Origin of the sequence: Sporomusa rhizae, from assembly GCF_041428845.1 — a bacterium.
Lineage (GTDB): Bacteria > Bacillota > Negativicutes > Sporomusales > Sporomusaceae > Sporomusa > Sporomusa rhizae.
The window spans coordinates 3185542-3205861 of the sequence record NZ_CP156925.1; the positions used below are offsets into that span (position 1 = coordinate 3185542).

17 protein-coding genes and 1 riboswitch are annotated in these 20320 nt (G+C 40.3%); of the genes, 11 read left to right on the forward strand and 6 right to left on the reverse strand.

Annotated elements, in window-relative coordinates:
- The first annotated feature begins 13 nt into the window (after positions 1-13).
- Genes SRRS_RS15110 through SRRS_RS15120 form a run of 3 tightly spaced genes read left to right on the forward strand, consistent with a single transcriptional unit; the run spans position 14 to position 2953 of the window.
- A complete protein-coding gene (locus SRRS_RS15110; protein ID WP_371361662.1) occupies positions 14-1108 on the forward strand; it encodes a FecCD family ABC transporter permease in 1095 nt (364 codons plus the stop codon).
- Between the two features lie 2 nt (positions 1109-1110).
- Positions 1111-1902 (forward strand): ABC transporter ATP-binding protein, encoded by a 792-nt coding sequence (locus tag SRRS_RS15115; RefSeq protein WP_371361663.1) that lies wholly within the window; start codon positions 1111-1113, stop codon positions 1900-1902.
- 37 nt (positions 1903-1939) lie between these two features.
- Positions 1940-2953 (forward strand): ABC transporter substrate-binding protein, encoded by a 1014-nt coding sequence (locus SRRS_RS15120; RefSeq protein ID WP_371361664.1) that lies wholly within the window; start codon positions 1940-1942, stop codon positions 2951-2953.
- Between the two features lie 57 nt (positions 2954-3010).
- Here SRRS_RS15120 and SRRS_RS15125 read toward each other — a convergent pair whose 3' ends face one another.
- A complete protein-coding gene (locus tag SRRS_RS15125) occupies positions 3011-5041 on the reverse strand; it encodes a TonB-dependent receptor family protein (protein WP_371361665.1) in 2031 nt (676 codons plus the stop codon).
- Positions 5042-5518: 477 nt separating this feature from the next.
- Here SRRS_RS15125 and SRRS_RS15130 point away from each other — a divergent pair, with 477 nt between their 5' ends.
- The 4 genes from SRRS_RS15130 to SRRS_RS15145 all read left to right on the forward strand — a co-directional run bounded on the left by SRRS_RS15130 (position 5519) and on the right by SRRS_RS15145 (position 8872).
- Complete coding sequence (locus SRRS_RS15130) at positions 5519-6226, forward strand: DUF421 domain-containing protein (protein WP_371361667.1); 708 nt, start codon at positions 5519-5521, stop codon at positions 6224-6226.
- Positions 6227-6395: 169 nt separating this feature from the next.
- A complete protein-coding gene (locus tag SRRS_RS15135) occupies positions 6396-7064 on the forward strand; it encodes an N-acetylmuramoyl-L-alanine amidase (protein ID WP_371369840.1) in 669 nt (222 codons plus the stop codon).
- Positions 7065-7080: 16 nt separating this feature from the next.
- On the forward strand, positions 7081-7791 hold the full coding sequence (locus tag SRRS_RS15140) for a polysaccharide deacetylase family protein (protein WP_371361668.1): 711 nt from the start codon (positions 7081-7083) through the stop codon (positions 7789-7791).
- 349 nt (positions 7792-8140) lie between these two features.
- Positions 8141-8872, forward strand: a complete 732-nt coding sequence (locus tag SRRS_RS15145; protein WP_371361670.1) for a Rossmann-like domain-containing protein — start codon at positions 8141-8143, stop codon at positions 8870-8872.
- A 27-nt stretch (positions 8873-8899) separates the two neighbouring features.
- Here the strand turns inward: SRRS_RS15145 and SRRS_RS15150 are convergent, their stop codons facing one another.
- On the reverse strand, positions 8900-9199 hold the full coding sequence (locus tag SRRS_RS15150) for a DUF2325 domain-containing protein (RefSeq protein ID WP_371361672.1): 300 nt from the start codon (positions 9197-9199) through the stop codon (positions 8900-8902).
- A gap of 1011 nt (positions 9200-10210) precedes the next feature.
- Between SRRS_RS15150 and SRRS_RS15155 the strand changes: the two genes are divergently transcribed.
- Entirely contained in the window at positions 10211-10792 is a 582-nt protein-coding gene (locus SRRS_RS15155; RefSeq protein WP_371361673.1) for a hypothetical protein, read from the forward strand.
- 109 nt (positions 10793-10901) lie between these two features.
- Here SRRS_RS15155 and SRRS_RS15160 read toward each other — a convergent pair whose 3' ends face one another.
- Positions 10902-11036, reverse strand: a complete 135-nt coding sequence (locus SRRS_RS15160; RefSeq protein WP_371361675.1) for a hypothetical protein — start codon at positions 11034-11036, stop codon at positions 10902-10904.
- Positions 11037-11201: 165 nt separating this feature from the next.
- A complete protein-coding gene (locus SRRS_RS15165; protein WP_371361677.1) occupies positions 11202-13052 on the reverse strand; it encodes an ABC transporter substrate binding protein in 1851 nt (616 codons plus the stop codon).
- A 219-nt stretch (positions 13053-13271) separates the two neighbouring features.
- On the opposite strand from SRRS_RS15165, the gene SRRS_RS15170 reads away from it, so the two are divergent.
- The 3 genes from SRRS_RS15170 (at position 13272) to SRRS_RS15180 (ending at position 17057) form a co-directional block, all read left to right on the forward strand.
- Positions 13272-13826 carry a peroxiredoxin gene (locus tag SRRS_RS15170; RefSeq protein ID WP_371361679.1) on the forward strand — a complete coding sequence of 185 codons (555 nt, stop codon included), beginning with the start codon at positions 13272-13274 and terminating at the stop codon, positions 13824-13826.
- Between the two features lie 279 nt (positions 13827-14105).
- Positions 14106-14286, forward strand: a riboswitch (Lysine riboswitch).
- Between the two features lie 180 nt (positions 14287-14466).
- Positions 14467-15870 carry a YfcC family protein gene (locus SRRS_RS15175; RefSeq protein WP_371361680.1) on the forward strand — a complete coding sequence of 468 codons (1404 nt, stop codon included), beginning with the start codon at positions 14467-14469 and terminating at the stop codon, positions 15868-15870.
- Between the two features lie 20 nt (positions 15871-15890).
- Positions 15891-17057, forward strand: coding sequence for a M20 family metallopeptidase (locus SRRS_RS15180; protein ID WP_371361681.1), 1167 nt, complete (start codon positions 15891-15893; stop codon positions 17055-17057).
- 123 nt (positions 17058-17180) lie between these two features.
- Here the strand turns inward: SRRS_RS15180 and ablA are convergent, their stop codons facing one another.
- Together ablA and SRRS_RS15190 are read right to left on the reverse strand one after the other, a co-directional pair.
- Complete coding sequence (gene ablA, locus SRRS_RS15185) at positions 17181-18458, reverse strand: lysine 2,3-aminomutase (protein ID WP_371361682.1); 1278 nt, start codon at positions 18456-18458, stop codon at positions 17181-17183.
- Positions 18459-18522: 64 nt separating this feature from the next.
- A complete protein-coding gene (locus tag SRRS_RS15190) occupies positions 18523-19914 on the reverse strand; it encodes an amino acid permease (protein ID WP_371369842.1) in 1392 nt (463 codons plus the stop codon).
- Positions 19915-20320 lie beyond the last annotated feature (406 nt).

Sequence of the window (20320 nt, forward strand, 5' to 3'; positions counted from 1 at the left end):
AGGTCACAAGTCTTTGCATAAAGGAAATACGCAACTACAATATGGCGGAATTATCCAGAAAAATACCCGTAAACTTCCTTTAATAGTTACAGTCACCTTCCTACTATTATTTTTACTAATATCTATCACCCTTGGCATTATGATCGGGCCAGTGAAAATTGAGCCTCACTTAATTTGGCGAATTGCTTTAGTCAAAGCAGCTATCCTTGAGACTTGGATTAATCCTGACTGGACATCAGTTCAGGAAAATATTGTATGGCATATCCGAGTTCCCAGAGTACTGCTTGGAGCAGTGGTGGGAGCCGGGCTGTCTGTAACAGGCGTGGCGATTCAGGCCTTGGTGCGCAACCCGCTGGCAGATCCTTATATACTGGGGGTTTCCTCCGGCGCTTCAGTAATGGCAACATTAGTTATCCTCTTTGGCCTCTTCGGAGCATTGGGGCAATTTGCTCTATCCATGGGTGCTTTCCTTGGCGCCTTATTGTCTGTCATTACGGTATATGTATTGGCCCGGGTTGGTGGAAGAATCTCTAGTACCAAACTATTGCTCTCCGGCGTAGCCCTCTCTTTAATGTTAAACGCGGCAACCAACCTGATTGTTATGATGGCCCCCAGAGAAATGGGGATTCGCTCGGCATTATTTTGGATAATGGGCAGTTTAGCCGGAGCCAAATGGAGTTATCTTATAATCCCTGCATTCATAGTAACAATTGGCACTATATTTCTTTTATGCTACCATAGGCCGCTCAACGCTCTTCTGCTTGGGGATGAGGCTGCAGTGACCCTTGGCGTAGATGTGGACAAGTTGCGTAAGCTCTTAGTTGTTATTAGCTCCCTCATTGCCGGTGCGGTTGTCGCCGTAAGCGGAGCAATCGGGTTTATTGGCTTAATGATACCCCATATTGCAAGAATTTTGGTAGGCTCAGAACATCGCCGGGTATTGCCTGTCAGTATTCTCCTAGGCTCTAGTTTTACCATTTGGGCCGATGTCTTTGCCAGAATGGCACTTTCCCCGGAGGAATTACCGCTAGGCGTCATAACTGCTTTGCTCGGAGGACCTTTTTTTATCTGGATCTTACAAAAAAACGGACAGTATTGCGGGGGATAAAGATGAAAGTTTCAGTAAAAGAACTATCCTGCTCCATTCAGGGTACAAAGATTATTCAAGATATTAATCTCGAAATTAAATCTGGAGAATTTATTGGACTTGTAGGGCCTAACGGCAGTGGAAAATCAACTTTACTTAAAAATCTCTATAGAACCTTACAACCAGACTCTGGTCAAGTACATGTTGATTGTAAAAATCTGTATCAGATGTCCCATAAAGAAACTGCCAAAAACTTAGCGGTAGTGTCGCAGGAAACTTCTGCTGTCTTTGATTTCACCGTAACTGAAATAGTGCATATGGGACGTCATCCCCATAAGAAAATGTTTGCGCCAGATACCGCTGAAGATATCCACATTGTTGAAAGTGCATTAGATAAAGTGGGCTTACTCGCTTTAGCCAAGCGTAGTTTTATGTCTTTATCCGGCGGAGAAAAACAACGTGTTTTAATTGCGAGAGCGCTAGCCCAGCAAGCTAATATAATAATATTGGATGAGCCAACTAACCACCTGGATATTCATTATCAATTGCAAATAATGGAAATTGTAAAACAGCTAGGAATTACCGTATTGGCCGCAATCCACGATTTAAATATTGCCTCAATATATTGTGACAGCCTTTGTATTATTCATGACGGCAAAGTGGCTGTAACCGGTACTCCTGAGGAAGTGCTTACGCCTAGTATCATCAACCAATATTTCGATGTTTTCGCTGATGTTACTCTGCATCCTGTTATCGGAAGACCGGTAATTACCTATATCCCCGGAATGCTGGTAAGTCTAAATTCTGTTTCATAACAAGGAAATATTCATTATGTATGAGGAGGATTGCTAAATGCGGAAATCATTTCGTTCAAGACTAGACTATATCATACTAATGATAGTTGCCGTAATGCTTTCTGTATCGCTGATCCTATCAGCCTGCAGCAAAAATCCGCAGACCGATACGAAAAATACAACAGTTATCACCGAAAATTATAAACCGGTTACTCTGCAAAATTATAACCGCGAGCTTACCTTTCAACACAGTCCCAAAAGAGTTGTAAGCCTTTACCCGCATTGTACTGAAATTCTGTTGGCTTTAGGCCTGGAAAATAAAATTGTGGGAACCGCTCATGAAGACCACTTCCGCGAAGTATTACCTGAATATAAGGATAAGTATTCCAAAATACCGCTTTTAGCCAAAAAGGGGCCCTCTAAAGAAATATTGTTAAGTGCCGAACCAGACTTTATTTATAGTACTGCCTGGGATTTGGGCGGCCCCGATGGATTAAACCTGCAGGAACTTTCTAATTATGAAATCCAGACTTACATTGCAATGCCGACATACATCAAAGGCGCTACCATGGCAGATGTTTACAGTGAGATTGAAAATTTGGGAAATATTTTCTCGGTACAGTCCCAAGCAAAAAAAATAATATCTTCAATGCAGTTGAGAATACAGGCAGTAAGAGACAAAATTGGCCAAATTGACAAACCTGTACGGGTTCTGGTATTTGATCAGGGCAGTGATATCCTTATTACCGGCGGCAAGGGATTGGAATCTAACCTAATCAGATTGGCAGGGGGAGAGAATGTGTTTGATGATATCAATAAAGAGTTTGCCCGGGTAAGCTGGGAAGAAGCTGTAAAACGCAATCCGGAAGTAATCATTGTCCATGACTATGATCTGCCTCCGTCCAAAGAAAAGATTACATTCATTAAAAATCATCCTGTTTTGGGTAAACTGGAAGCTGTAAAAAAAGATCGAATTGTAATAATCCCTTTGGAAAATATCTTCCATGGAGTAAGAAACCCAACAACAGTAGAGGCTTTGGCAAAGGCCTTTTATCCGGAAAAATTTGAATGAATATAAACGAGCGAATACCCCATTTGTAATTTTTCTACAAATGGGGTATTGACTTTACTAAAGTTGTTTAGATAAACCAACCCAGATATTTCTTCCAACACCCGGCGAATAACCATACTCGTGCAGTTTAGAATTGTAGTGAGCATACTCCGCATATTTCCTGTCAAACAGATTATTAACATTTAGACTTAGAGTCGTATCTTTATCCAGCTTTTGTCTCAACCCCAAATCAACTACAGCATAACTTGGTAATGGCGCTTCATTCATAGGATCCATATACTGCTTGTCCACCCAGCGAAGCGATAGATTTCCTTGGAAGTTTTGCTTATCATCATAGCGTAATCCGGTCACTATAATCTGTTTAGGAACTTGTTCAACGTTTTTGCCGTCAGCAACATGTTTAGAGCCATAATCATCTTTATAAAGATAATTATCATATTTTGCTTGGGTGTAGTTATAATTTAAGAATCCAGACCATTTGGAGGCTAATTGGTATTCACTCTCAAATTCAATGCCTTGATGATGTGCCTTGCCTGCATTCTGTTGACTCTTGAGGTCAACTGGATTCAAAACAATTAGATTATCAATATTCATCCTATAGGCAGCTAAACTATAGCTGATCTTTTCTGATGGAGAAGATTTGATACCAACTTCATAGTTCCATCCCTTCTCTGGCTCAAGTTTGTTGGTTTGAATCCGCCTGAGATCGCTAGGCGGTTTAAAAGCTCTGGATATACTGACATATGCATTGGTCTTGTCAGAAAGCATGTAATTCAAAGCCATCTTAGGGCTCCAAGCGTCAGTCGATGAAGAATAATTTTGGGATGAATCCTTGTGATCCGAAAAGTCAAAATTAAACTTATCCTGCCGGATGCCAAATAACAAAGAAGCTTTAGGCGAAACATTAAGCTTGTCTTGTACATAAAATGCCGTAGTCTTTTGTTTTAAGATAGTATCACCAAATTCGTAAGGAACATCAAATGACTCATAAAAAAAGTCTTTAGCTAATTTTTCTCTTTTATATAATATTCCGGTAATTATATCATGCTCTCTGCCCCAAAGCTGAGTCTTAAAATTGACTTGAGATTCAACACCATAGGCTGTACCATCACCATCTTTAAGACGATAAACATCTGCATTTTTGGATGGTATCTCCATATCAAAATGTCGGCTTTCGTTAGTTTTACTATAAAAAATCTTGTTAGTTAAACTCATATCTGGACTAATCTGTGACTTATATATAGCGGCAATTCTATCCTCTTTTAATTTCCGAAAATCGTTTGGCGTTGAGGTCCTCAGTGGGTCTTGGTCGTATTGAGCCTGTGTCAATAATCCTGGATACCTGTAGTAGCGATCGTTATGGTCTATTATCACTTCAACATTACTTTTTTTGTCAAAGTCAATATCAAATCGTGAATTGAAAAACTTATTATCATAATCGTTGTTTTTTCTATATCCATCACCTTTTTGAATCCGATATGAGAATGAATAGCTCAGATTTTTTTCCTGACCTGAATGACTAAATGCATAATCCCGCCCCTTAAAACTGCCATTTTTTAAAGCAACAGTAGTTTTACCGTCAGGACTGCCTTTTTTAGTAATTACATTTATAACACCACCCATAGAATCCGCTCCATACAAAGCAGATGCCGGCCCACGGACAATCTCAACTTTTTCGATACTATCAATGTTTATGTTACCTAGTGCAGTATATGCATTTTGCCCTCGATTATTAACCGTAATCCCATCCACCTGAACCTGAATATCCTGGTTGCCATCAACACCCTGAAATCCCCGCAACCCCATACGGGTATCGCAACCACTACCATATAAATCGACAACAAATAATCCACTTACCTTTTTCAGAACTTCGGCCATATTGTTTGCACCCGATTCTTTAATTTCTTTGGCCGTAACTATTGAAACACTTGCAGGAACATCCTTCATTTTTGCTTCAGTACGCGTAGCTGTAACAACCACCTGTTCTAAATCAAAACTTGGTGTTTCATTAGCCAAACAATAAATTGGTAAAGTCAAAGACAACCCAATGCTTAGTGAGAGAACTTTTCGATAGCAGTTTTTTTTCATTCTTGTCTACCTCCTTAACGAATTATTAGACAACATTGGTACTCTTCGTAAAATGACTTCAGTGCGAATTACTAGGAGCACCTGTACATTTACATCCCTTCATGGGCGATTCATAGTATTTTCAACCTCCATTTATCATTTATTAGCCGTTCATCAGGCTCAGCTAGCCATATCAGTAAAACGACTACTTAATAAATAAAAAAGGTATGAATAACCTGAGGATTATTTTTATCCTCTTTCGGTTTCATACCTTGAGCTACATTTCGCTACTATTTAAATTTTTACCGTGACTAACTTGTAATGAGTTTTCACAACTCTGTTCGATTTTATTTTACAATAATTTGCCAAATTTGTAAAATGTTTGTGAAGTGCTGCACAACTAATTGCGGTCATTTTGTCCTTCCTGTACTCTGGCTAAGAATATTTATTCTTATAGTAGTTAACTATAAAGGTAAACTACTATAATGGAGGAAAAGAATGGATTTTCAAGAATTTTTTCGTGATACCTGGCAAACTTCACTGGTTTTTTTTAGTTTACTGGTGCTAACCCGCATACTTGGAAAAACGCAAGTGGGCCAGTTGACCTTTTATGAGTACATAAGCGGTATTACAATTGGATCTATCGCGGCTACCGTGGTTTCATCCGACCCAGATAAAGTTTGGAGTCATTTCTATGACCTTTTATTGTTTGTAACCCTTACTTATCTGATCTCCTTAGTCACATTGCAAAGCCGTCCACTTCGTAAGATAATTGAAGGCTCGCCTACTATAGTGATTCAAAATGGCCGAATTCTGGAAGAGAGTATGGGAAAACTCCGTTACGACCTGGATGAATTGCACGGCCAGCTCCGGCAACAAGGCGTGTTTGATCCATCTGAAGTTCAGTATGCGATTTTAGAAATTAATGGTGACTTGAGCGTTATTAAAAAGTCTGATTATCAACCAATCACCAGAAGTGACTTAAATATTCATACACCTGATCCTATTTTCCCTGTTGAGTTAATTATGGACGGCAAGATTATTATGCGTAATTTAGAATTGAAAAAGCTGAGCACATCGTGGTTAAAACAGCAGTTAGCTGCCCGGAACATTACCGACGAATCCGAAGTTACCTATGCCGGAATAGATTCCAAAGGCCAGTTCTTTATAAGTCGTAACATCCGCGATAATGACACTCCCCATTAATACACCATAAAGATATTTTCATGTATAAATGAGCCGGTTAGGATTTTTCCTTAACCGGCTCATTTATTGTCTGGTTAGCTTTTTTAAAATTAAATTGACGCCTGAAATTCGATATATTCCCCAATCCTTAGCATATATTTTATCTATGCGAGGTGTTTATTACTTGAGAATGTTATACATCGGCAAACGACATTTTATCATGCTCATATTGCCTGCTATTTTCCTATTCAGTACCTACTATGCGTACCATGACAACCAGAAGCTGGCCGGTAGTGTTATTGTAGTGGACGCAGGTCATGGCGGCATTGATCCCGGGGCAAACCGCCCGGGAATCCTCGAAAAAGATGTTAATTTGGCCATAGCATTGGCGCTCAAAGAAGCGCTTCATCAACATGGTGCAAAAGTTGTGCTATCGCGCCAAACAGACGTAGAGCTTAGTCCGGAATGTGACAACGAGAAGGTGAAAGGCCGTTATCATCGTGATTTAGCGGCTCGGCTGGAAATGGTTGAGGAGTCTGACGCAGACGTATTTATTAGCATCCATGCCAATGCTGTCTCTAGCGCGAAGAGACACGGGGCTGAAGTTTTCTTTTCAGCTAAATCAGCAGAAGGAAAGATGCTAGCAGATTGTATACAAGCTGAACTTTGTAAAGTTACCCAGATTAACCGAACAGCGAAATCTGCCGATTATTTCGTATTACGTCGCAACAAAGTTCCGGCCGTGCTCATCGAAGTAGGCTATATTACAAATAAGGATGAGCGTCAGTTATTGCAGACGCCTGAATATCAACAAAAGCTTGCTGAGGCAATTGCCAAAGGAATTTCCCAATTTTTCTAAAGGGGGCTAAACTGATATGAAAACGTCTCACTGGCTTGTTTGTATAACAGGCGTCCTTCTTATACTAGCAGGTGTTACTGAAAACAAGCTGTCAGAAGATGCTCAAACAATCTCTTCCGTTCCCACAACTCATAAGGTTGTAGCCTTAACAATCGATGATGGCCCACACTATAAAGTAACTCCGGAAATTTTAGCAGTTCTCAGGGAAAAACAAGTAAAAGTTACGTTTTTTGTGCTGGGAGAAAATGCTGAGCAAAATCCTAAACTTCTGGCTCAAGAAGTAAACGATGGCCACGAAATTGGCACACATACTTATAGTCACCCAAAATTACCAAAGTTAAATGCCAACAAGCTTAACGAAGAATTTGAAAAAGCGGAAAAAGCAATTGCCACTATAGCACCAAAACCTACTCTATTTCGTCCGCCCGGTGGTTTCTATAATTCACAAGTTCTTGACATAGCCCATCAAAAAGGTTATACCGTAGTACTGTGGTCTATTGACCCACGAGATTGGAGCTGCCCACCAAAAGAGCAAGTCGTTAAACGGGTATTAAAAGACGTAAAACCAGGCAGTATCGTCCTGCTCCATGATGGACAGTACCCGTTGCCAACACCAGAGGCGCTAGCAACTATAATTGACAATCTCCGCGAACAAGGCTATACATTTGTTACCGTAAGCGAGTTATTGCAATATTACGAAGTTCGCAGCTCATTCCATTTTTTCTAATGCCTGTCTGTACATGGTATAGGTATCGTAAATAATATCCCCTATTTGTATAATCGAATTAGTGTTATTTTTCCTTATGATACCCTTTAGTAACTGTAAGCGCCTATACAAATTGGTAAGTCAACCCTTAGAAAATATCCTAGGGGCTACTTGTCCATCTACTTTTAAACTATGCTGAGGTAAAATTAAGTCTTGTAGGGAAAATTGTTGTAAATCATTGAATATTACAACATAATTCTTTATAATGCAGATAGTAATAATACTATTTGGGGAATTTTTTCAGGAAAATACATCTAACACCAAAAAAGATTTGGTTAATAGATAATATTTTGTTAAGGAGTATACTATTATGACCCTCTTGGAAGAAGCCAGAACAAAATTACGCCAACTAGCAGCAATCCACAACTGGGATGAGACCGAAAAAATTCATATTGTATCAGCTCGCGATCTCACACCAACAGAAGCTATTGGGACCCCGGACCGAAACGACTATCCTCTCCTTAAAGGAAAGGAAGTTATGATGGAAGCCCGGTTCCGTGATGGGATTGGCCAAGCCTATACCGATCAGGCGGGCCGATTTGAAGGCACACTAGGTGAAGTGCTGCAATTGCCGCTCAACACCAATTTTTACAGGGCAGTGTTTGTCGCCACCTTAAACGCTGTAATGCGTCATTTGAAGCAAGCAGATGCAACCATTCACTGTAAGGACAATGAGCCTGCACTTTGCGCCACGCAAGTTCCCGACTATATCCGTAAGCGCTATGGACAGCCCAAAATTGCTTTTATCGGACTGCAGCCCGGTCTTATTCAGGCTCTTCATGATGCCGGCTTTGAAATGCGCGTAACTGACCTTAACCCTGATAATATTGCTCAGGTTCGCTGTGGCGAAAAAATTTACGATGCCATCAATAATTCCGAACATGTCCATTGGGCAGATATTGTCCTTTCAACAGGCAGTGTCCTGGTAAACGATACTTATCATGAGTTACAACATGGAAAACCGGTAATTTATTATGGAGTTACTGCTGCAGGTCTGGCAAACATGTTTAATCTAAATAGAATTTGTTTCTGTGGTCGTTAAGCCACCTTATCTTTATAAAACAGGCAATCAGTTTTTAACAGCAATGTACTTCCCCTCTCTAAGTTTCTCCTCAACCGCACTCCATGATCTCTTGGCATAAACCAAAGGTACTGAACGGGATTTAGCCACACACTTCACACTTTTAGCCGTACAATGATTTACATAGTCAGTTAATACTAAGACAAAAGCTGTGGCTTTAGGTAGATTAATTTTATTCCTGTCTAACGCTTTTCGACCGGAAATATGTATTAATTCGGTAACTCCCACGGAATAAAGGTTCTTTTCAATCCCACCAAGATAGTCTCCACCAATAACTACTATTGACATGATCTCACCCCATTCTTATGTAATTCCAACTACGTTTAAACACCAGTAATTAGGCAATTTTCCTTTGCCTTCAAGCCACCGAATTCGAGTATTAATTGATAATGAAATTCATTATCAATTAATACTCGAAATAAAAACCTTTGCCTTGCAAAGATTATAATAGCATACCATTAAATTGCACAATTGATATTCATTCTCATTTATATTCTATTATATCAACTCTCTGTTGTCAAGATATGTTAACCTTTTGAGAGACTAAAAATTATGACATACTGTAAGCTAATACGCACAAAGGCAGACATCAACCCTCAAGCTGGGTTGATGTCTGCCTTTATACTGTAGAAAATACGGAGCTAACAGGTAAGTATATTAAGTTTGTAAATTTCAAGTCAAAACCTCTCCTTAAACTTTAAGCAAGACTTTTTACGTACAGGAAGTTGAATCTCCAAACTCTGGAAACAAAAGGATAAATAAAGCAATAACCAAAACTACAAACCACAGCTCTCTATTAGTACTCCAAAACATCCCCATTCCTCCTTGTGATAAATTTCAGTTAACCTATTTTATATTATTCTTACTCCCATAATCATGTTCCAGAAAACGACTTGCTGTTGCTTTTTTACATGTAATACCAAAGATTAAGGATTGTAAATAAAGTTTACTATCTCCTAAAAACCAAAAGGAATTAGCTTTCTTATTGCACTAAGCGTCGTTAGGCGCCTGGGATTTAACTAGAAGGTCTCATTTACAAATAAGAAAAACAAGCTGAGAAGGATAATAATTATCCAAATCAAACTACTGTTACAAAAGAAATTCGAACCGATACTAGATTGTCGGCTATCCATACAAAATCCCTCCTTTGTAAAAGTATAGCTATCATATTGTATGCATGAACCAGTAATTGTGCTTAAACTAATCTCACCATAATTATTTATGATCACAAGTAAATTTGCACAAAATGTAAAGCATATGCATATTATGTACCATAACTAAGTGTAAGGAGTAGGAAAAATGCCTAAAAATTATGGATATACTAGCTCCGGCTATGGTAATTGCTGTGTAAGTAAAATGGAATTTCAACTTAGTAATTGTTTTCGCCTGCTTTGGGAACAGCACATCTACTGGACAAGAATGGTTATATTGGCTATTGCCTTTGGTTCACCTGATTTAGAAGCTACAACAAATCGCCTTCTCCGTAATGCACCTGATTTTGCGAAAGTGTTCTCCCGCTTTTACGATGATGAAATTGCTGATGAATTTGGAAGACTGATCACTGATCATCTAAAGATTGCCGCCGAACTTGTAACTGCAGCAAAGGCTGGCAACAGCAAAACTGCTGAAAATGCGGAAAGACGCTGGTATAAGAATGCAGATGAAATTGCCTGCTTTTTAGCCCAAATTAACGATTGCTGGTCCTATGAAGACATGAGGGATATGTGGTTCAAACATCTTGCTCTGACAAAAGATGAAGCCGTTGCAATACTTAACAAGAAGTTTAATAAAAGTATTAGTATATTTGATCAGATTGAAATTTTGGCGTTGAAAATGGCAGATTCTTTTACTTGTGGTATCGTCTGCCAATTTGGACATTAGACTATTACCGCGATCTAAAAAGTACCCACAAGAATCAAATTAATCTCTCTCAATCCTAAAAGGCCATGCCAGCATTTTGCAAGTTGCCAGCGTGGCCTTTTGTATTAAATCAAAAAGACTGCGAATCTTCTTCCCTTTCTTCCTGTAATTGCTTTAAAGTATCCAGATAGGCACCATCCCGCCATGTTGTCTTCGGAACAATTGGTCTAAGTTTTTTTCCTAGTTTTTTATGTTTTCTAGGCATGTAATCACCCCCAGATTTAGTCTTCCCGCAACATAAGGATAAAATAAAAATTACATCTCTATAAATTTGCAGGTCATGCGCATCAGAATGCCGGCAAATGATTCTATAATACGCCATGCCCCCGTTATCTAAGCAGCCGCTTAATTAACGGGGGCACATTTTTTATCAAATCGGGTTAACTGGGGGAAATCTTAGCGTAAACGTCGTTCCCTCTAAGCCGGTACTAATATCTATTTTAGCTCCGTGTCTATCGGCAATTCGATAACATACCGGTAATCCTAAACCAGTTCCACTAGCTTTAGTCGTAACAAATGGGGTACCTAACTTATTTAAAATTTCTTTTGGTATGCCACTGCCGGTATCTTTAACAGCAAGTACGATTTTCTCGTTTTCAAAATAAGTTTTTACCGTTAATATACCACCCGCGTCCATAGCCTCAAAAGCATTTCGCGACAAGTTAAGGATAAGCTGTCGTATTTCCTTATCATCAAAATTAAACATGGGGATATGTCCTATTTCTTCGTGAATTTCATTCCCGAAATGAAGAGCTTCTGCCTTCAATAAGGGTAAGAGAGCTTGGATCGTGGCATTCAAATTACCAGGCTGCAAGTCAATTTTCTTATTTTTAGCAAGTGATAAAAATTCTGTAATAATGGTATTAGCCCTGTCTAGCTCTTCAATCATTGTCGCAAGTTGCTCTCTATGTTCGATAAATTTCTCTTTACGCTGAAAAATCTGTAAATAACCACGCACTGTAGTTAGTGGATTCCGTACTTCATGCCCTATACTAGCCGCCATTTCACCAACTATATTAAGCCGATCAAGACGTATCAGCTCCTGCTCAGCTCTCTTCCTTTTCCTCAAGTTTTTTACTAGCAGAACGAGGATGATAGTTTGAATAGCAAACAGTACCACTCCGCCCACGATGTACCACTTGTAAACATACATAAAGTTTGTTGGGCGGTACATAACAAGGCTGCCTTGCGGCAGACTAGCCTCATCGATATCCCAGCGTTGTATTTCCCGCCAGTCAAACCAATAGGATCCGGTATTAATAATTTCGACCGGATAATCTTTAGCCGTTTTTCCCTGTAAAATATCCACCGCACTATCTGCGGCTTGGCGCGATAAAGACTTGGTATTTATCATATAACCACCGATGCAACCGCTCCCTATATAAGGTTGCAATAGCCCAAACACCGGTACTTGCGCTACTTTAGAAATCTCTTTGATTACATCAGTAGGAACATAGCCTACTCCATTTACATCCTGCTGAAAGGTCAGAAAAAGAATTGCAGCATTTCCTCTTATCTCTTGTATATACTCAATCATATCTTGGTAGGCTAAATCATCAAGATAGATAAGCTCAGTGCATTCTGGTATAAGTGAAAATTGCTGCGTTATATTTTGCAGTGTATTTTTCTCCATAGCACTCGCACCAAGCACAATATAAATTTTATTAGTATCCGGTTTTAGATCAAGAATTAGCTGCAATGCTTTATCCGTATTTTCAAGCAAAGGAGCTATAACGGTATAGTTTGTTGGTAATTCCCGGTATCTATTCATTTCCTGAAAGTACGCATAAGCTACCAAAATAGTTGGTGTATCCCCAAATATTTTAGTCCCATATTGCTTAACAAAATGCGTAGCCGGCTCCCCGTGAACAATAATTATATCCGGGCGACTGTTTCTATATTTCTGCCAAAGTACAGTTTCAAGGTTTTCAATAAAGCTATCATTGTTTGAAAATCGCAAAAGATCTAATGACTCATGAAATATCTGAAACGCAGTGTTCGGGTCTTCCGCCAACCGTTGCCTTATGCCATCCGCAAATAAAGCATAGGCGGGAAAATCTGAGCTATAGGAAGAAATAATCAGTACCCTTTTTGTCCTTGTCCCTATAGCCTGTTCGCTCCAAACAGTGTTAGTTCCTAAAATAAAAATAACTACAATAACAGCTAACAAAACCAAGTTAATTCGCCAACGAAAACAACGTAGAATAAAGAAATCATTCATTAACAAATGCTCCCAAATAAATGTTACAATCAGTTAAATTTTTAGCTATTCTTCGCCATACAACTTGTTAATTCCTCCAATATATAACATAAATTTACATTATGTTGTTTTGGAGTTAGTCTTACGTTAAATCATTGTTTGCGTTATTGCGATTATTGTTTAGATTTGCTTGTCTTGGAAATAATAAGCTTACACTTTTAGGTAGAAAGGGGATTCGCTATGCTCAACTCATCTGCACCAAACTTTTGTCTTCCAGCGTATTATCAAAAAAGTCAGCAAGATATCTGCCTTTACGATTATAAAGGGAAGTGGACTTTTCTATTATTTTACTCGTCAGACTTCAGTTTTGTTTGACCAACAGAGTTGTCAGCAGTTGCTGACTTATATCATGAATTTCAAAATTGCGGAGCAGAAGTTCTGGCAATTAGTACCGACAGTGTTCTGGCTCATAAGGTCTTCGCCGAAGTCTCGCCTCATGCGGCCCAAGCCACTTTTCCTCTCTTATCTGACCGTAACGGTGACGTGTGTAGGTCATATAATGTTTATTCTCCTTCCAAAGGTACATCGTATCGGGCAACATTCCTAATTGATCCAAACAATATAATTCGACACTACGCGGTCTATCCGGACGAAATTGGCCGGGAAATAAAAGAAGTATTGCGAATACTTCAGGGGTTACAGTTGTACGACCAGACCAATCAGCTTGAACCTGCTAACTGGCACCCCGGAATGGCTGGTATATATAGTGATATTCAAATAGCCGGAAATATCTAACGGCAAAAAAACTAAAGGTAAATAATGGTGTATTAATATTCATAAGGGTTGGCTTATGCCTCCTATATACATGAATATATATAATTTAAAAAACTAAATATCAGAGTCTTAAGATAAAATCCGCTTTTCAAGCCGTAAGGCAAAATAGCGGATTTTTCCACTTTTCAAACCGAAATCTTACATATTTCCTCTTTTTTTTTAAAATTAGGGCAGGAAATATACAGTTCAATATAGTATATAAGTAAAAGCATAGATTGTATGATAAAATGAATAATACTATTTTCATATAGAGGAGCGGAGTATTATCAGTAGACACAGTGAGCCAGCAGGTAATGAGCTGTGCTGAAAGGAATATCCGCCGAAGTAAAAGTTATGCTAAAAACTTTTGCTGGTCTTGTTATTGAATAAATACTTGACTGTCGCCCAAAATGATTTCTTGAGGCGGAGCGCTATATACCAGTTGGAAAGTTGACTTTGTTTCCTTAAACGGTTGTGGAATGCGCTCACAACCGTTTTTATTTTCCTGTTTATTAATAAACGACATACTATTGCCCGCAGCTTATTCCCAAAAACACCAAGGTAAGCACCTTGCTAAAATATATAGCATTTCACTTTAAATTACATAACAGGAGGATCCAAATTGCAAAAAAAAGCAGAATCCATTAGAATGCCCCATACATTTGCCATTATATTTGCCATTATACTATTGGTAGCAGCCGCAACCTGGTTTGTACCAGGCGGTGAATATGATCGTGCCAAAAATAAAGCTGGCAAAACCGTTGTTGTGGCTAATACTTACCACCAGGTAGAAAGTAAACCACAAGGTGTTAAAGAAGTGTTTATGTCCCCGTTAAAGGGTATGGAAAAAGCCGCTAATATTTCTGGCTTTATTTTAATTGTTGGTGGTACCTTTGCCGTTATTCAAAAGACGGGCGCTATTGACGCCGGCATCATGAGAATGATTCGAAAGCTGAAAGGTAAAGAAATTTTACTAATTCCAATAACTATGACACTCTTCTCCATTGGCGGCGCCGTATTCGGAATGTCAGAGGAAACCATCCCGTTTGTCGGTATATTTGTGCCAATGGCTTTGCTAATGGGCTATGACCGGATAACCGGCATGTGTATCCCTTTTCTTGCTGCAACTACCGGTTTTTCCGGAGCTATGCTTAATCCGTTCACAGTCGGTATCGCACAAAGTATTTCCGAATTGCCGGCTTTCTCCGGAATCGAATATCGCACCGGAGTTTGGCTAGTAAGCACAGTAATCGCCATTGCGTTTGTCATGTGGTATGCCAAACGGGTTAAAGCCAACCCTGAACTTAGTCCTACTTACGAGGAAGATAAAATTACCCGGGAAAAATTACAGCATTTAAACGAAAGCGATGCAGTTATGACAACAGGTCAGCAGGGAGTTTTAGCATTACTTACGGCCAGTATGGTACTTATCGTTTTCGGTGTATTACAATGGGAATGGTACATAGACGAAATTGCCGCCGTCTTTCTGGGTTGTGGAATTTTGTCCGGCGTAGTTGCCAAGATGAGCGTTAATGATGTTGCCGAAGCCTTTACCATTGGTGCCAAAGATATGGTTGGTACAGCAATTATTTGTGGCCTGGCGCGTGCGATTGTTGTTTTAGCTACTGACGGCAAAATTATTGACACCATTTTATACTCCATGGCAGCTCCCCTAGCTGGTCTGCCCGCTTTAGTTTCCGGGTATGCTATGCTTGTGGTTCAAATAATCATTAATTTCTTCGTTAGTTCCGGTACCGGCCAGGCTGCGCTCACTATTCCGATTATGTCCTCGTTGGGAGACTTAGTCGGGATAACCCGGCAAACCACTGTCCTTATTTATCAGTTTGGCAATGGTTTTACCGACATGATTTTCCCTACATCCAGCGTGCTTATCGGCTGTTTGGGGATGGCAGGCATTCCTTGGTCAAAATGGGCCAAATGGGTTCTGCCACTTCAAGTTGTTTTCTTTATTATGTGTATACTAGCAATCACCCCGGCAATCATAATGAACTGGGGTCCGTTCTAAGGATATAAGGAGCTGACATTATGAAAAGTAGAATTTCGCAAGAAGTTGACAAATTGCAAGAAGTTTTATTTAATCTTAGTGATTCCATTGGTCACAATCCTGAGCTGGGCATGCAGGAATTTCAATCTGCCGCCAAGCTTACCGGACTGTTGAAGGAACATGGGTTTAACGTTGAGATGAATATTTGCGGTTATGAAACGGCGTTTAAGGCTGTTTATGATTCGGGCAAATCCGGGGCGACGATTGCCTTTCTTGGCGAATATGATGCTTTGCCGGAGATTGGACACGGCTGTGGTCATAATATGATTGGTGTTATGGCCGTTGGCGCCGGAATTAGTCTTAGTAAACTTCTCAGCGACATTGGCGGTCGGGTTGTTGTCTTGGGAACACCGGCCGAGGAAACAATGGGTGCTAAAGTAGCCATGGCTCGTGATGGAATTTTGGCTGATGTTGACGCGGCACTTATCGTCCATCCACATGGTAAAACACATACTAGCGGCGTCTCACTAGCCATGGACGCTCTCCAATTTAAGTTTAAAGGACAAACCAGCCACGCTGCTGCGGCCCCGGAAAAAGGCATCAACGCGTTAGATGCCGTTATCCAAACCTTTAATGGAATAAACGCCCTGCGTCAACACGTCACATCAGATGTACGAATTCATGGTATTATTACCAAAGGCGGCGTAGCAGCCAATATTGTGCCAGATCATGCAGTCGCCCAATTTTATGTCCGGGCCAGAAAGCGCAATGCGTTAGATAAAGTAGTTGAAAAAGTAAAAAACTGCGCCCGTGCATCTGCACTAGCCACCGGCGCTGAATTATCCATAAGCAATTACGAGCTTTCTTACGATGATATGAATACCAATCATAAATTGTCCGAAACCTTTAACATTAATTTGCAGGCGATAGGCGAAACCAATATTAATCCTGCACCGGAAAGCTACGGCTCTATTGATATGGGTAATATAAGTTATGTAGTCCCCGCTATCCATCCGTATATCGGCATCGGCAATGAAACCTTGGTAGGTCACACGGTGGAAATGGCGGCAGCCACTTTCACACCGGCCGCTCATCAGGCGCTGTTGCGCGGAGCTAAAGCCATGGCGCTGACAGGTTATGATTTAATTACCAATACAAGTTTACTGGCGGAAATCAAAAAAGAATTCACGCAGAGTATAAATAGCTAATTTATCCAGGAAATTGCTACAGCCTAGATTAATAGATTAATAGATTAATAGATTATTTGTAAAATAAACAACCAAAACCATGTAAGTAGGTTTTGGTTGTTTATTTTTACATGATAGCTTGAATTACTTAGCTACTTGTAAAATTACTTTTTCCTGTTGTTTCTCATTCGCCGGCCGTACAGGTCGTTCCAGTGAGCAAGTTTCACCACTAAGCAGCGCCGTCAAACCGATTTTGCTGTCACGGTGATGGCTATTGCATATTTCACAAGGCTTTTCCGGATCAACAATATGACGCGGCTCGGTATAAGTCGTAAAAACGCCTTCGTAGTTTCTTAAGATAACTTTGCCAGGACTTTCCGAGACTAGATATTGTGGCATAACCGGAATTTTTCCTCCACCGCCAGGAGCGTCAACTACATAAGTAGGTACTGCCAACCCGGAGGTATGTCCCCGCATATATTCAATTGCCTGAATTCCCGAGCTAATCGGTGTTCTAAAATGTTGTATACCTTTTGACATATCACACTGATAGATATAGTAAGGTCTTACCCTAATGGTCAGCAACTGTTGCATTAACTTTTTGAGTAATTCTGGACAATCGTTAACTCCCTTTAGTAGCACAGCTTGGTTGCCCAGGGGTATCCCGGCATCCGCCAAACGAGCGCAGGCTTCCCGGGACGCCGGTGTGATTTCGTTTGGATGGTTAAAGTGTACATTAACATAAACCGGATGATAACGTTTCAGAATATCGCAAAGAGCCGGCGTGATCCGCTGCGGCAGAACGACCGGTGTACGTGTGCCAAAACGGATAATTTCCACATGTTTAATTTGACGCAGTTCTTTTAGGACATATTCAATCAAAGAATCGTTGATTAAGAAGGAATCACCGCCAGACAACACTACATCCCGTACTACCGGCGTTTCCCTGATATATTGAATGCAGCGGTCAATTTGTTCTTTTGTGCGCGCCTGGTCACAAGCTCCGGCTATACGCCGTCTGGTACAATGCCGACAATACATGGAACATTGGTCTGTTAATAGCAGCAGTACCCTATCGGGATAACGGTGAGTTAATCCAAAAACCGGTGAATCCTCATCCTCATGCAGTGGATCTGCCATATCAAAATCGCTAAAATCCAACTCCGCTGCCGTCGGCACAGCTTGTTTGCGAATAGGACAATTAACATCTTGGGGATCAATCAAAGTTGCGTAATAAGGAGTGATCGCCATTCTTAAAGTTTGTAAACAATTGTGGATTCCTTCTTCTTCTTCCATTGTCAGCGGAAGAACCTGTTTCAACTGCTCCGGGGAAGTAATCCGGTTTGCTACCTGCCACCGCCAGTCTTGCCATTCTTCTTCTTTCACATTGGCCCACAACGGTATATCACGATAATCTCTCATTCTTTTACATGCCCCCTAAATAAATTTAGCGATTACTCAGTTAATTAATCAATCGGTACCAACATCAATGCTGGCGTAAATCTACTTGATCCAAAGGAATCAGCTTGGTTTTGTGTGAATACTTATACCATAAGTAGATTGCCAAAAATATCGGAATACCGATATAGGATGCAGCCATGCCATACCAATCGATGGTCTCGCCCAAAAATGCGCTGTAATTTTGCCCGAGAATTACAATAAAACAAAGAACCAGAGCGAACAGCGGTCCAAACGGGAACCATTTAGCTCTGTACTTAAGTTCATTTATATCACGTCCTTGTTTGACGAAAGCCCGCCGAAACCGGTAGTGACTGATAGCAATTCCCAACCAGACAATAAATCCGATCATACCGGTAATATTGAGCAACCAAATATATGCCTTACCTTCGCCAAGCAGCGATGTAATAAATGCCAGCAAACCAAAAGCGACTGTGATGTACAATGCATTAGCCGGTACACCACGTTGGTTGAGGTTCCCAAACAACTGTGGCGCTTTTCCTTCTTTCGCCAAAGCGTACAACATGCGCGTTGAAGCATAAATCCCTGAATTGGCACACGACAATACTGATGTGAGAATAACTGCGTTCATCAGTGATGCGGCGATACCAAGGCCAGCCCGGCTAAAGATAAGAGTGAACGGACTGACTGAGATGTTTTCTACATCAGCGCTAAGTAAATTTTCATCGGTATACGGAAGGATAAATCCAATAATAATCAACGCGCCTATATAAAACAGCATAATCCGCCAAAATACAGTATTAATTGCTTTCGGAACATTTTTCTCCGGATTCTCGCTCTCACCGGCGGCAATCCCTAACAATTCCGTACCTTGGAAAGAAAAACCAGCAATCATAAATATACTCAAAATTGTACCAAAGCCACCAACGAAAGGCGCTTCCCCAATAGTCCAGTTAGTAAATCCGGGGGCATTGCCGCCTACGCCCAGTATAATTAGAATTCCTGTAAACAAGAATACTGATATAGTGACAACCTTAATTCCAGCAAACCAAAATTCACTTTCTCCATATGCCCTTGTTGACAGCAAATTAAGAGCAGTTAAAAGTGCCAGAAACAACCCGCTCCAATAATACCCAGGAATATCTGGAAACCAAAACCTCATAATAATTGCACCTGCCACTAGCTCCGCCGCTAGACAGGTAGCCCAGTTTAACCAGTAATTCCACCCTATGGCAAACCCTAAGGCAGGGTCAACAAACCTTGTCGCATAAGTTCCAAAAGAACCGGAAGTCGGTAAATATGTCGCCATTTCTCCCAAACTTGTCATCAAAAAATAAACCATTATCCCGATTGCCCCGTAAGCTATTAAAGCACCGCCAGGACCCGCACTACTTATTGATGCACCACTGGCTACAAATAAGCCGGTACCTATAGCTCCGCCAATTGCAATCATATTCATGTGCCGAGTCTTTAAACTTCGCTTCAGTTCTCCTGGTTCCGAGTAATTGACATCGCCACTACCGGTACTTTGGCTTTTTTCGATTTTCAAGTCGCCACTCACTTAATTCACTCCTTTTTCTTAACACATCAGCCGGTAACTCAATTTTCGAGTTTGGGATTATTATTTTTTGTAAATTCAGATATTTGCTTCGACCAGGAACCTATATACATCACCTTCTATATTTCTCTATTTCTAACACTAGCAAATAGTTGCAAATACCATGCCAAATTGCTCACCTTATATGCAGAGCTAGTTTCCTACCTTCACAAATCAGTTAACCGGCATTCATGACTAAAATTCGGCATCCTGTAACAGCATTTTTATGCTATACACGCCGAATATACCTAAACTTATAGAGCCGCCC

What these genes read in the sequence shown, in the direction of transcription:
- SRRS_RS15115 (WP_371361663.1), top strand. Translation starts at nt 1,111, where the DNA reads ATGAAAGTTTCAGTAAAAGAACTATCCTGCTCCATTCAGGGTACAAAG.
- SRRS_RS15120 (WP_371361664.1), top strand. Translation starts at nt 1,940, where the DNA reads ATGCGGAAATCATTTCGTTCAAGACTAGACTATATCATACTAATGATA.
- SRRS_RS15125 (WP_371361665.1), bottom strand. Translation starts at nt 5,041, where the DNA reads ATGAAAAAAAACTGCTATCGAAAAGTTCTCTCACTAAGCATTGGGTTG.
- SRRS_RS15130 (WP_371361667.1), top strand. Translation starts at nt 5,519, where the DNA reads ATGGATTTTCAAGAATTTTTTCGTGATACCTGGCAAACTTCACTGGTT.
- SRRS_RS15135 (WP_371369840.1), top strand. Translation starts at nt 6,396, where the DNA reads ATGTTATACATCGGCAAACGACATTTTATCATGCTCATATTGCCTGCT.
- SRRS_RS15140 (WP_371361668.1), top strand. Translation starts at nt 7,081, where the DNA reads ATGAAAACGTCTCACTGGCTTGTTTGTATAACAGGCGTCCTTCTTATA.
- SRRS_RS15145 (WP_371361670.1), top strand. Translation starts at nt 8,141, where the DNA reads ATGACCCTCTTGGAAGAAGCCAGAACAAAATTACGCCAACTAGCAGCA.
- SRRS_RS15150 (WP_371361672.1), bottom strand. Translation starts at nt 9,199, where the DNA reads ATGTCAATAGTAGTTATTGGTGGAGACTATCTTGGTGGGATTGAAAAG.
- SRRS_RS15155 (WP_371361673.1), top strand. Translation starts at nt 10,211, where the DNA reads ATGCCTAAAAATTATGGATATACTAGCTCCGGCTATGGTAATTGCTGT.
- SRRS_RS15160 (WP_371361675.1), bottom strand. Translation starts at nt 11,036, where the DNA reads ATGCCTAGAAAACATAAAAAACTAGGAAAAAAACTTAGACCAATTGTT.
- SRRS_RS15165 (WP_371361677.1), bottom strand. Translation starts at nt 13,052, where the DNA reads ATGAATGATTTCTTTATTCTACGTTGTTTTCGTTGGCGAATTAACTTG.
- SRRS_RS15180 (WP_371361681.1), top strand. Translation starts at nt 15,891, where the DNA reads ATGAAAAGTAGAATTTCGCAAGAAGTTGACAAATTGCAAGAAGTTTTA.
- ablA (WP_371361682.1), bottom strand. Translation starts at nt 18,458, where the DNA reads ATGAGAGATTATCGTGATATACCGTTGTGGGCCAATGTGAAAGAAGAA.
- SRRS_RS15190 (WP_371369842.1), bottom strand. Translation starts at nt 19,914, where the DNA reads ATGAATATGATTGCAATTGGCGGAGCTATAGGTACCGGCTTATTTGTA.